General features: G+C 69.8%; 13 protein-coding genes. 8 read left to right on the top strand and 5 right to left on the bottom strand.

All coding sequences use genetic code 11. From position 1 onward, the window contains the following. The first annotated feature begins 151 nt into the window (after positions 1-151). Positions 152-535 carry a sensor histidine kinase gene (locus A7B20_RS20610; protein ID WP_102110464.1) on the top strand — a complete coding sequence of 128 codons (384 nt, stop codon included), beginning with the start codon at positions 152-154 and terminating at the stop codon, positions 533-535. 4 nt (positions 536-539) lie between these two features. Here the strand turns inward: A7B20_RS20610 and A7B20_RS20605 are convergent, their stop codons facing one another. Continuing rightward, complete coding sequence (locus A7B20_RS20605; RefSeq protein ID WP_102110463.1) at positions 540-899, bottom strand: response regulator transcription factor; 360 nt, start codon at positions 897-899, stop codon at positions 540-542. Positions 900-981: 82 nt separating this feature from the next. Further along, complete coding sequence (locus A7B20_RS20600) at positions 982-1626, bottom strand: response regulator transcription factor (RefSeq protein WP_102110462.1); 645 nt, start codon at positions 1624-1626, stop codon at positions 982-984. A 411-nt stretch (positions 1627-2037) separates the two neighbouring features. Here A7B20_RS20600 and A7B20_RS20595 point away from each other — a divergent pair, with 411 nt between their 5' ends. After that, on the top strand, positions 2038-2994 hold the full coding sequence (locus A7B20_RS20595; protein WP_102110461.1) for an alpha/beta fold hydrolase: 957 nt from the start codon (positions 2038-2040) through the stop codon (positions 2992-2994). Between the two features lie 297 nt (positions 2995-3291). On the opposite strand, the gene A7B20_RS20590 is transcribed toward A7B20_RS20595, so the two are convergent. Beyond that, complete coding sequence (locus A7B20_RS20590; RefSeq protein ID WP_102110460.1) at positions 3292-3579, bottom strand: SH3 domain-containing protein; 288 nt, start codon at positions 3577-3579, stop codon at positions 3292-3294. A 245-nt stretch (positions 3580-3824) separates the two neighbouring features. On the opposite strand from A7B20_RS20590, the gene A7B20_RS20585 reads away from it, so the two are divergent. Genes A7B20_RS20585 through A7B20_RS20570 form a run of 4 tightly spaced genes read left to right on the top strand, consistent with a single transcriptional unit; the run spans position 3825 to position 7196 of the window. Continuing rightward, the gene (locus tag A7B20_RS20585) at positions 3825-5108 is read left to right on the top strand and encodes a flavin-containing monooxygenase (protein WP_102110459.1); all 1284 of its coding nucleotides are present in this window, start codon (positions 3825-3827) and stop codon (positions 5106-5108) included. 36 nt (positions 5109-5144) lie between these two features. After that, on the top strand, positions 5145-5558 hold the full coding sequence (locus A7B20_RS20580; RefSeq protein ID WP_102110458.1) for a RidA family protein: 414 nt from the start codon (positions 5145-5147) through the stop codon (positions 5556-5558). A 22-nt stretch (positions 5559-5580) separates the two neighbouring features. Then, positions 5581-6261 (top strand): DUF1028 domain-containing protein, encoded by a 681-nt coding sequence (locus A7B20_RS20575; protein WP_102110457.1) that lies wholly within the window; start codon positions 5581-5583, stop codon positions 6259-6261. Continuing rightward, entirely contained in the window at positions 6261-7196 is a 936-nt protein-coding gene (locus A7B20_RS20570) for a LysR family transcriptional regulator (protein WP_102110456.1), read from the top strand. The genes A7B20_RS20575 and A7B20_RS20570 overlap by 1 nt, the downstream gene beginning before the upstream one ends. Positions 7197-7211: 15 nt before the next feature. On the opposite strand, the gene A7B20_RS20565 is transcribed toward A7B20_RS20570, so the two are convergent. Then, entirely contained in the window at positions 7212-8372 is a 1161-nt protein-coding gene (locus A7B20_RS20565) for an acyl-CoA dehydrogenase family protein (RefSeq protein ID WP_102110465.1), read from the bottom strand. A 329-nt stretch (positions 8373-8701) separates the two neighbouring features. Between A7B20_RS20565 and A7B20_RS20560 the strand changes: the two genes are divergently transcribed. Beyond that, positions 8702-9553, top strand: coding sequence for a methyltransferase, TIGR04325 family (locus tag A7B20_RS20560; protein ID WP_157937747.1), 852 nt, complete (start codon positions 8702-8704; stop codon positions 9551-9553). Between the two features lie 79 nt (positions 9554-9632). Then, positions 9633-11123 carry an oligosaccharide flippase family protein gene (locus A7B20_RS20555; protein ID WP_102110454.1) on the top strand — a complete coding sequence of 497 codons (1491 nt, stop codon included), beginning with the start codon at positions 9633-9635 and terminating at the stop codon, positions 11121-11123. 6 nt (positions 11124-11129) lie between these two features. On the opposite strand, the gene A7B20_RS20550 is transcribed toward A7B20_RS20555, so the two are convergent. Beyond that, a partial coding sequence (locus A7B20_RS20550) for an alpha/beta hydrolase (RefSeq protein ID WP_157937746.1) occupies positions 11130-11690 on the bottom strand: 561 nt, incomplete at its 5' end.

Here is an 11690-nt window from a genome sequence, read left to right as displayed (position 1 = left end):
GAGCGCTTCGTTATAGGCCGGCCAGTTCCTGGTTCTGTAGGTCGGGGGTGTGTGTCTGCTCATGCTGACCAGCTACCACGCTGGATTCACGAGATGAATCCCTCACGGGATTTGTGCAACAGAGCCGTCGGAAGACGAAGAACTTTACGTCATGGGCGATCGGGTCCAGATCCAGCAGCTGGTCCTGAACCTGATCGGCAACGCGCTGGATGCCATGGCAAGGGAGATGACGGACTCAAGACGCCTGACGATCACGGCGAGACGGAACCGTGGGTTGGCCGTGATCGGCGTGGCCGACACCGGGCCGGGTCTGGCCGCCGACGAACGCGGCCGGATCTTCGAGGCCTTCTACTCCACGAAGCCCCGCGGCATGGGCATGGGTCTTGCCATCTCGCGCTCCATCGTCCGCGCCCACGGCGGCGAGATCCGCCTGCTCGAAAACGAACCGCGAGGGTGCAGGTTCGAGATCTCGTTTCCTCTGTTCGAGCCGGGTCCGGCTCCGGTTTCACATGCCATCGCCACGCAGGCCACATGAAGGACTAGAGCCGGTCTCCGACTGCGTTCCGTATCGCCTCTCCCAGCTGGGCGGCGTCGAAGGGCTTGTGAAAGATGCGCACGCCGCTCGCCCCCGGGCTTTCATCGGCGAAGGCGGTGATGAGGATCACGGGAAGGAAGCGCCGGGTGGCGCGCAGCCGCGCCAGCAGGTCCCAGCCGCTCATTCCCGGCAGATTGAGGTCGCAGACCATGCAGTCGGGCGCGGCGAGCGGCGCCGCGAGAAACTGCTCGGCCGAGCCGAAGAGCTGCACGCGGTAGCCCAGCGCGCGGACGAGACTGCCAAGCGCATCCCTGACGGAACTGTCGTCGTCAACGATCGCGATCAGGGGAGGCCCTGGGGCCATTTTCCAGTCTTTCTTTCCCCACCCCTAGCGGGCGAGGCGATCCCGGGGCAGGGGAGCTTGCGATGTGGCGTCCGGAGGTCGTTCAAGCGCGGCCACGCAGGCCAAGCTCGTCGGCCAGGCGCACCAGTTCGGCAAAGCTCTTCGCCTCCATCTTCCGCATCACCTTGCCCCGGTGAATCTTCACGGTGATCTCGCTCAGCCCCAGTTCGAAGGCGATCTGCTTGTTCATCATGCCGGCGGTGGCCAGGGCCATCACTTCGCGCTCACGCGTCGTGAGCTGGGCGAAGCGCTTGGCAAGGGCAACCTTCCGGTCCTCGGTGTCGCGCCGAAGCAGGTCCGAGCGGACCCCGGCCGCCACGGCGTCGAGCATGTCCTGTTCGCGGAAGGGCTTGGGCAGGAAATCTCTCGCCCCCGCCTTCATCGCCCGCACGCTCATCGGCACGTCGGCAAAACCGGTCATGAAGACAACGGGGATCTCGATGCGGCGACGTGACAACTCCCCCTGAAGGTCGAAGCCGCTGATGGCGGGCATCCTGACGTCGAGGACGAGGCAGCTGGCCGCGCGAGCCTCGGTACTGTCGAGGAAGGCGCGGGGGTCGCCGAAGGTCTGCACCTCGTAGCCGACCGAGCGCAGCAGGTTGCGCAGCGCCTCCCTGACGGAGTCGTCATCGTCGACGATCGCGACGACGGCTGCCCTGCCTTCCCGTGTCCTAGTCTGCACCTGCATATTCCAAGATCCGGATCCCTCGTCGGACGCCTGCGCCGCATTGGCCCCCCGCCGCTCGACCGCTTGTGGCGTCCTGCATTCTTCGTCCCGCCCAGCCTACGCCACTCGTCGGCCAAGGGCGCATCATATGAAAGTATGATGCGCAGGCGAACGCCCCGCAGTCCGCGATCGCTCGTCGGCGCCCGCGGCTCCTTCGGCCGATTATACTTTGGTGCGATGGGGTCGCCCGCTCTTCGGGTGTATCGCTGTGACCGGCGGTCGGGGCAGGCCGGAACGATGCACAGGGCGACGCAAGCGAACGCTCTCCATCGCCGCCGCGACACAGCAGATTTCCCGATTTCCACAAGGCCCGCAATCCGAAAGGGACCCCAGCCATGCCTGAACACAAAGATCCGAACGGTGCCCCCTGCCATGCTCACCCGCCGAAACGTGATCGAGATGGGCGTCTTCGGAATGGCCGCCCTGACGAGCCTGCCGCACCTGGCTGGCGCAACTCCGACCCCCGAACACACACAGGAAGGATCCTCGACGATGTCCTATGTCACCACCGAAGACGGCACCGAAATCTTCTTCAAGGACTGGGGGCCGAAGGACGCGCAGCCGATCATGTTTCACCACGGCTGGCCGCTCTCCAGTGACGACTGGGACACGCAGATGCTGTTCTTCCTCCTGAACGGATACCGTGTGATCGCCCACGACAGGCGCGGCCACGGCCGCTCGAGCCAGGTCAGCGAGGGCCACGACATGGACCACTATGCCGCCGACGCCTTCGCCGTGGTCGAGCATCTTGACCTCAGGAACGCCGTTCACATCGGCCACTCGACCGGCGGTGGCGAGGTCGCACGCTATGTCGCGCGGCATGGCGAACCCGCGGGCCGCGTCGCCAAGGCGGTGCTGGTCAGCGCGGTGCCGCCGATCATGCTGAAGACCGACGCCTATCCCGGCGGCCTTCCGATCGACGTCTTCGACGGTTTCCGCAAAGGCGTGGCCGAGAACCGCGCCCAGCTGTTCCTCGACGTGGCGTCCGGTCCCTTCTACGGCTTCAACCGCGAGTCCGCAAAGGTTTATCCGGGCGTGGTCCAGAACTGGTGGCGCCAGGGCATGATGGGCAGCGCCAAGGCGCACTACGACGGCATCAGGGCTTTCTCCGAGACCGATCAGACCGAAGATCTGAAGGCGATTTCGGTGCCGACCTTGGTGATGCACGGCGACGACGACCAGATCGTGCCGATCGCGAACTCGGCTCTTCTGTCGTCGAAACTGCTGCAGAATGGTACCCTGAAGGTGTACGAAGGCTTTCCCCACGGTATGCTTTCCACCCATGCGGATGTGATCAATCCCGATCTGCTCGCTTTCATCAGGGGGTGACCGAACAGACGCATGAAGACGAGCGCATGAAGATCGGAGCGCGCCGCCAGGGTGCGGGGTCAATCGGTTCCTTCACGCGCGCGATGACGTGCCATGCGCGTGATGCGGCGGGGGCGTCATGCTCATGGCTGCGATCTTCCCTGTAGCATGAGCGGGCTTCCACGGGCTCGATACACGCCCGGCGTCAGCGGGCGACAGGGATAGGATCGTGCGGGTCGATACATCCATCGGACCTCGGTGCGTTCCGGGGGCGCGGGCTGTTCCTGGCGCCACGCCTCCGGTCCGCCGATCCCGGCGTCAGGGGGCCGCGAGGTAGTCGGCCGAGACGTAGCCCGAGATCTTCGGCGCGGCAGAGAGCGAGACACGGCACCAGAGCTGGCCGACCTCGGTGACGCAGTCGTGGCGGGTCAGGGCGGTGCCATCGGGCAGGCCCAGGATCACGCGGTAGCCAAGCCCGGGGCCGCCCCTGAGCTTGAGGAGTTCGTCGGGACCGGCCCCGGTGACGACGGCGCGGTGGCCGGGGCCCATGGCGCATCCGGCCAGAAGGGTGATGGCGACAAGCGGCGCCAGCGCGTGTGGTTTCATGTCCTGCCTCGATCGGTCGTTTCTGGTTTTGCCGTCATCTAAAGGCGAAGCCGCCGGTCAGGCAAGCGCCCGGATCGTCGGGCGGCGGGGCAGGGTCTGCGACTCGGGCGGCGCGGGAAATAGGAAAAGGCTAATCCACGGTGATGAATTTTGTTGTTTTTCTTAATCCACCGGGGCGCTACTGCTGAAGGACTACCTGCCGCGGGCGCCGTCGCCCCGGCACCGGAGCCGCAGGGGAAGGCCGCATGACAACCGAAACCACCGATACGCTCGTCATCGGGGCAGGGCAGGCCGGCATCGCGATGAGCGAGCATCTGACCGCGAAGGGCATCGCCCACCTCGTGGTCGAGCGCAGCCGGATCGCCGAGTCCTGGCGCAGCCGCCGCTGGGATTCGCTCGTCGCCAACGGCCCGGCCTGGCACGACCGCTTTCCGAACATGGAGTTCGACGGCTGCTCGCCCGACGCCTTTCCGGGCAAGGAGGATGTCGCCGACTATTTCGAAGCCTACGCCGCGCGCTTCGCCGCGCCGGTGCGCTGCGGCGTGACGGTCACCGGGCTTGCGCCGCTGGAGGGGCGTCCCGGCTACCTGGCCGAAACCTCCGGCGGCGCGATCGCGGCGCAGAACGTCGTCGTGGCCACCGGAGCCTTCCAGACCCCGGTCATGCCGTCGCTGGTCCCGCCGACCGAGGGTCTGCTCCAGATCCACTCCGGCGCCTACCGCAACCCGGGGCAGCTGCCGGAAGGGGCGGTGCTGGTCGTCGGCGCCGGCTCCTCGGGGGTGCAGATCGCGGCCGAGCTGATGCGCGCCGGGCGCAAGGTCTACCTCTCCGTCGGCCCCCACGACCGCCCGCCGCGCCGCTACCGCGGGCGGGATTTCGTCTGGTGGCTCGGCGTGCTCGGCAAGTGGGACAAGCAGGCCAGCGCGCCGGGGACCGAGCATGTGACCATCGCCGTCAGCGGCGCCGGGGGCGGGGAGACGGTGGATTTCCGCCGCCTGGCCCATGCCGGCATGACGCTTCTCGGCCGCACCGAGGCCTGCACCGACGGCGTCCTCTCCTTCGCCCCGGATCTCGAGCGCAACATCCGCAACGGCGATGCCACCTACCTGGCCCTGCTGGACGAGGCCGACGCCTTCGTCGCGCGCAACGGCCTGGACCTGCCACCCGAACCCGCGGCGCGGACCCTTGCGGCGATGCCCGATTGCGTGACCTCGCCGCTGCGCCGACTGGACATGGCGGAAGCGGGGATCGGCACGATCGTCTGGGCCACCGGATATGCCAACGATTACGGCTGGATGAAGGTCGATGCCTTCGACGCCGCGGGCCGCCCCGATCACCAGCGCGGGGTGTCGCGGGCCCCGGGGATCTACTTCCTCGGGCTGCCCTGGCTCTCGGGGCGGGGGTCGAGCTTCATCTGGGGCGTCTGGCACGACGCCCGCCACATCGCCGAGCACATCGCGATCCAGGCCGCCTACCGCGCCTACCGCCCGGATCCCGCGGCGCCCGCCGCGGATGCGCGCGCCGGCTGACCCGCTTCCGCAACCGTTTCCTGAAGGTACTCCAGAATGGCCCACCGCCGCATCCGCCCCTTCAACACGAAGGACACCTATCCCGAGCAGAAGCTCGACAACGACCTCGCGCAGGCCGTGGTCGCGCGGGGGCAGGTGATCTTCCTGCGCGGCCAGTGCCCGCAGGACCTGGACACCGCGCGGAACATCGACAGCCACGACCCGGTCGAGCAGACCCACAAGGTGATGCAGAACATCCGCCAACTGGTCGAGGAATGCGGCGGCAGGATGGAGCATGTGACCAAGCTGGTCGTCTACCTGACGGACGTGCGCCACCGCGAGGCGGTCTATCGCACCATGGGCGAATATATCCGCGGCGTGCATCCGGTGTGCACCGGGCTGGTGGTGGTCGCCCTGGCCCGGCCCGAGTGGCTGGTCGAGATCGACGCCACCGCCGTGATCCCCGACTGACCCCAACCACGGAGACCGACCCATGACCTTCTCGATCGTCGGACGCTGCGCGCGAAGCGGACAGCTGGGGGTGGCGATCTCGTCCTCCTCGCCCGCCGTGGCCGCGCGCTGCGCGCGGGCGCGGGCCGGGGCCGGCGCCGTGTCCTCGCAGAACGTGACCAACCCCGAGCTTGGGCCCCTGATGCTGGAGCGCATGGCCGCGGGCGAGGACGCCGCGGCGGCGGTGGCGGCCGCCTGCGCCGCCGATGCCGCGCCGGAGTTCCGCCAGCTCCTTGCCATCGACGCCGGCGGCGCGACGGCGGTGCACTCCGGGCCCCGCGCGCTGGGAATCTGGACCGCGGCCGAGGGGCGGGACTGCGTCGCGGGGGGCAACATGCTGGCCCACGACGGCGTTCCCGCCGCGATGGTGGCGGCCTTCGAGAGCGCACGGGGCAGCCTTGGCGACCGCCTGATCGCCGCGCTCAGGGGCGGGCTGCATGCGGGGGGCGAGGCGGGGCCGGTCCATTCCGCCGGGCTTCTGGTCGTCGACGCGCAAAGCTGGCCCTATGCCGACCTCAGGGTGGACTGGCTGGAACCGGAGTGCCCGGTCGAGGCGCTGGCGGGGATCTGGGAGCTCTACCGTCCGCAGGCCGACGACTATGTGACCCGCGCGCTGAACCCCGGCGCCGCGCCTTCCTACGGCGTGCCGGGCGACGAGGGCTGATGCCCCTGCGCATCACCCTCCGGCAGCTCGAATACTTCATCGCGGTCTGCGACGCAGGCTCCATCGCCCGCGCCGCCCAGGCGCTGAACGTCTCGTCCCCGACGATCTCGACCGCCATCGCGCAGCTCGAGGCGGAACTGGGCCTGACGCTGTTCATCCGCCGCCACGCCCACGGCCTGGCCGTGTCGCAGGTCGGCCGGCGGTTCCTCGTGGGCGCGCGCGAGACGGTGGCCAGCGCGCGCGGCCTCGGCGACCTGGCGGCCACGCTGGCCGGGACGGTCCGGGGCGAGCTGCATGTCGGCTGCCTGCTGACCTTCGCCCAGGTGGTCCTGCCGCGGCTGCGGCGCAGCTTCGTCGATGCCTATCCCGAGGTGTCGTTCCACCAGCACGAGCGCGACCAGTCCGAGCTGTTCGACCGCCTCCGCGATGCCCGGCTCGACGTGGCGCTGACCTACGATCTCGACATTCCGCCCGACCTCGTGTTCCTGCCGCTGATCGACCTGCCGCCGGTGGCGCATTTCGCCCAGAGCCATCCCCTGGCCGGGCGCAGCGAGGTGTCGCTCGACGACCTGGTGGGCCTGCCGATGGTCCTGCTCGACCTGCCGGCCAGCAGCGACTATTTCCTGTCGCTGTTCTCGGGGCTGCACCGGAGGCCGCGGATCGTCGAGCGGACGCGGGACATCGCGGTGATGCGCTCGCTCGTCGCGAACGGCTTCGGCTATTCCATCGCCAACTTCCGCCCCGTCACCGACCGCGCGCCGGATGGCGGGGCGCTCTGCTTCGTGCCGATCTCGGGCAATCCGCGGCCGCTGAAGATGGGCGTGCTGATGTGCCGGGGCGCCGACAGCTCGCGCAGCGTGGCGGCCTTCGTCGAACACGTGCGCGCCCAAATGGACCCGCCGGGCGCGTTCAGCTTCCGCACCCCGGACACCTAGCACGCCGCGGCCCGGTCAGAACGATCGCGGCAGGTCGAGCAGGTGCTCGGCGACGTAGGACAGGATCAGGTTGGTCGAGATCGGGGCAACCTGGTACAGCCGGGTCTCGCGGAACTTGCGCTCGACGTCGTATTCGTGGGCGAAGCCGAAGCCGCCGTGGAACTGGATGCACGCGTTCGCCGCCTCCCAGCTGGCCTTGGCGGCGAGGTACTTGGCCATGTTCGCCTCGGCGCCCGAGGGCAGGCCGGCATCGAACAGCCGCGCCGCCTCGTAGCGCATGAGGTCGGCGGCGCGGGTCTCGACATAGCTTTCGGCGATGGGGAACTGCACCCCCTGGTTCTGGCCGATGGGCCGGCCGAAGACCACGCGCTCCCTCGCATAGGCGGTGACCTTGTCGATGAACCACCAGGCGTCGCCGATGCATTCCGCCGCGATCAGCGTGCGTTCCGCGTTAAGTCCGTCGAGGATGTACCTGAAACCCTTGCCTTCCTCGCCGATCAGCGAGTCCTCGGGGATCTCGAGGTCGTCGAAGAACAGCTCGTTCGTTTCGTGATTGACCATGTTGGCGATGGGCTTCACCTCCATCCCCTTGCCGATGGCCTCGTGCAGGTCGACGAGGAAGATCGACATGCCCTCGGACTTCTTTTTCACCTCGGCAAGCGGCGTGGTGCGGGCCAGCAGGATCATCAGGTCGGAGTGCTGCACCCGGCTGATCCACACCTTCTGCCCGTTCACGACATAGCGGTCGCCCTTCTTCACCGCCGTCGTCCGGATCTTCGTCGTGTCGGTGCCCGTCGTCGGCTCGGTCACGCCCATGGACTGGAGCCGCAGCGCGCCGCTGGCGATGCGCGGCAGGTACTCCCGCTTCTGCGCCTCCGAACCGTGCCGGAGCAGGGTGCCCATGTTGTACATCTGCCCGTGGCACGCGCCCGAGTTGCCGCCCGAGCGGTTGATCTCCTCCATGATGACCGTCGCCTCGGTCAGGCCCAGGCCCGCGCCGCCGTAGTCCTCGGGGATCATGGCGGCGAGCCAGCCCGCCTGCGTCAGAGCGTCGACGAAGGCCTCGGGATAGCTGCGGGCGGCGTCGACCTCGCGGTGGTACTCGGGCGGGAAGGTCGCGCAGAGCGCGCGCACCGCGTCGCGGATCTCCTGGTGGGTTTCGGTCCTGTCCTGCATCGCGGTCTCCTTCCGGCGCGGCGTCGTGGCCGCGGTGATCGGGCGCAGACTGCGGCAGATGCGCGGCGGCGGCAACGGGGGGCGTCCCTTCGCCGCCGAGTCGCCGCTGCCTGCATCGGCCGCAGGTCGTGCGCGCTGGTGAAACAATTCCGCCGATCGGCCGGGATCTTTTCGGGCGCAGGGCGGAAACGCACCGTCCACTGCTGTTTCGTGGCAGCGCTCCCGCTTCCGCGGTAGGCAGGGCCGGTGCCCGGACCTCGGAGAGCGTACCGCCCGGTGGCGCGCCACAAACGGCAGGGCAGGCCATGCGACGGAACAGGAGAACGCCCGTGACGATCGTGAACGACCCGGCCCCGGCACAGCCCCGGCGCCCCGTCTCGCTCAAGGAGGGCGCGAAGGCGGCCGAGGCGGCGCTGGCCCGGCACCTCGGCGGCCCGGCCCGCACCGCGCTCGCGCGGCTGAAGCGGTGGAGCCCGCGCCAGCCCGCCATGCTCGGCGCCTATCCCGGCCGCGAGGCGGCGCTGGCCGCGGTGCCGCGACGCCGCCTGGCCACCTACGACCACGCCGAGGTCGCTGTGGTGAACTTCGAGGTGATGTGCGCGCTGCGGGTCTGGGACTATCCCATGCTGTTCTGGCTCGACCGGCTGCGCGCGCCGGGCCTTTCGGTGCTGGACGCCGGGGGACATTTCGGAACCAAGTACATCGCCTTCCGCGACCGGGTCCGGCTCGGCGACATGCGCTGGACGATCTACGACCTGCCCGAGACGGTGCGCGCGGGACGCGCCGCGCAGGCGCGGGGGGCGGTCCCGCCCGAGGTGGGCTTCACCGACAGCCTGGAAGAGGCGCCGCGGACCGACCTGCTGCTGGCCTCGGGTCTGCTGCAATACCTCGATCTGCCGTTCGCCGACTTCGTGGCGCTGCTGCCGAACCGCCCCGCCGCGATGCTGCTGAACAAGGTCGCCACGCGCGAGGGGCCCTCGGTCACGACGCTCGAGCGGATCGGACCGGCGCGGGTGCCCTACCAGATCCGCTGCCGCGCGACGTTCGAGGCGGGGCTCGCCGACATCGGCTACCGGATCGACGACAGCTGGGAGATCCCGTCGCTCGGCCATGTGATCGACACCCACCCGGAGCTCGGCCGCAGCGTCAGCCGCGGCTACAAGCTGTCGCGGATCGACTGACGGCGGGCCGCACCATGTCGGGGCCGGTCGCCCGGACGCAACCAGGAAACCCGCGACGGCGGGAAGAGGACAGGACGGAATGGGAACGGGCACCGATGCGGGGGCAGGGGCGCTGCCGCTCTGGCGCGCCATGAAGCGGCGCTCGCGCGGGGCGGGCCCGCTGGCGCTGCTGCTCTCGCCGATGGCGGTGGGCATGGGCGCGCGGGTGGCGGTGCAGCTCGTCGCCTTCGTGCAGATCATGATCGCGGCGCGCTATCTCGAGCTGGCGGACTTCGGCACCTACACGCTGGGCTGGGCCTGCTGCGTGATCCTGATCAGCCTCGTCTACACCGGCTTCTACCAGGCGCTCCTGCGCAGCCCGGATTTCGAGACCGAGCGCCACACCGGCTTCTGCGCCATGGCGGCGATCGGCGCGGGCGGCGCGGCGCTGATGGTGGCGGTGGGGCTGGCGACGCTCGGCAACGGGGCCGACACCGGGGCGGTGTTCCTGGCGCTCGCCCCGCTGCCGCTGCTGCGCGCGCTCGTCGCCTGGAGCGAGGCGCACCTGGTGCGCGACCGCCGGGTGCGCTTCGTCAGCCTCTACGGGATGGTGTCCGAATCCATTGCGCTGGTGGTCACCTGGGGCGCGCTGCTGGCCGGGTCCGGGGTGTTCGCTCTGGTGTTCGGACGTTACGCCGTGCTGGCCGTCGAGATGGCGATGGTGCTGATGGCCGACCGCAGCCGACCGCGCCTGGCCTTCTCGGGCGCCGCCTTCGCACGGCTGCGCACGACCGCGCTGCCGCTCTGGGGCACCTCGGGCCTCGGCATGATGTCGAGTTACGGGGCCGACCTGATCCTCGGCGCCTTCCTGAACACCGCCGCGGTCGGCGCCTATCGCAGCGGCGCGCGGATCTCGCAGACCGCGGCGGACCTGATCTTCCAGCCGCTGAACACCATCAGCTGGTCGCGCATGTCCCAGGCCGAAAAGGCGGGCGAGCACCACGAACTGAAGCGGATCTGGCTCGACCACACGGGCTTCGGCGCCGCGCTGCTCTGGCCGATCCTCGCCGCCTTCGCGATCCTGGCGAAGGACCTGGTGCTGTTCCTGTTCGACGCCACCTGGCTTCCCGCCGCGCCGGTGATCGTCCTGCTGAGCCTGTCGCGCGGGGTCGGTTTCCTGTCGGTCCTGCTCGAACCCGCGATGGTGTGCCAGGGCCTCGGACGGACCCAGCTCTGGGTGCGCGCCGTGGCGCTGGTCGCCTTCATCGCGGCGCTGCTGACCTTCGGCCGCTTCGGCGCGGCCGAGGCGGCCTGGGCGCATGTCCTGATGTCCGCCGTGTCCTCGGTGCTGACCGTGGCCGTGATCCGCGCGACGCTGAAGGTCGGTCTGGCGGAGATCCTGAGAACGCTGGCCCCGGCCGTCGCGATCACGGCGCTCTGCATCGCGGGACTGGAGCTCAGCGCCCCGGCCCGCGCCGCGCTGGGCGCGACGGGCGGTCTGCTGTCGGCGGTGGCCGGGCTGGCGGTGGTCTGGGGTCTTGCCGTGCTGTTCTGCCTGCGGCGGCGCTACATCGCGCTGCCCAGGCCCTGAGCCCGCTCAGGCGCCGGTGTCGCCGCAGAGATGCTCGACCAGGAACTCCGCGATCTCGGCGATGGCGACGTGGGCGGTGGGGATCGCGTGGGGCATGGCGACGAAGTTGTGGATCTGCCCGGGGAAGTCGCGCAGCCGCACCGTGACGCCCGCGTCCGCCAGGCGCGCGGCGAAGCCGAGGCCCTGGTCGCGCAGCACGTCGTGCCCGGCGGTGACAACCTGGGTCGGCGGCAGTCCGGCAAGGTCCGCCGCCAGCCCCGGAGAGGCGCGCCAGTCGCGGGCATCGCCCTCGGGGCCGAGGTGGTGCGCGACGAACCAATCCATCGTCTCGGGCCGCATGAACATTGTGTCGGCAGGCTGGTCCGGCCGGCGCGCCTCGGGGGTGAGGTCGAGCGCGGGATAGATCAGCGTCTGCGCGCGGACCGGGGGCAGGGCGCCGTCCCGCGCCATCAGCGCCAGCACCGCCGCCAGGTTGCCGCCCGCACTGTCGCCGCCAAGGCCGATGCGGCCGGGGTCGATCCGCAGGTCCGCGGCGCGGTCGGCGACGGCGCGCAGCGCCTCGGCGCA

This window comes from Oceaniglobus roseus (assembly GCF_002869745.1).
GTDB classification, from domain to species: Bacteria; Pseudomonadota; Alphaproteobacteria; order Rhodobacterales; family Rhodobacteraceae; genus Oceaniglobus; species Oceaniglobus roseus.
This window is presented reverse-complemented; position numbering and strand designations above follow the sequence as displayed.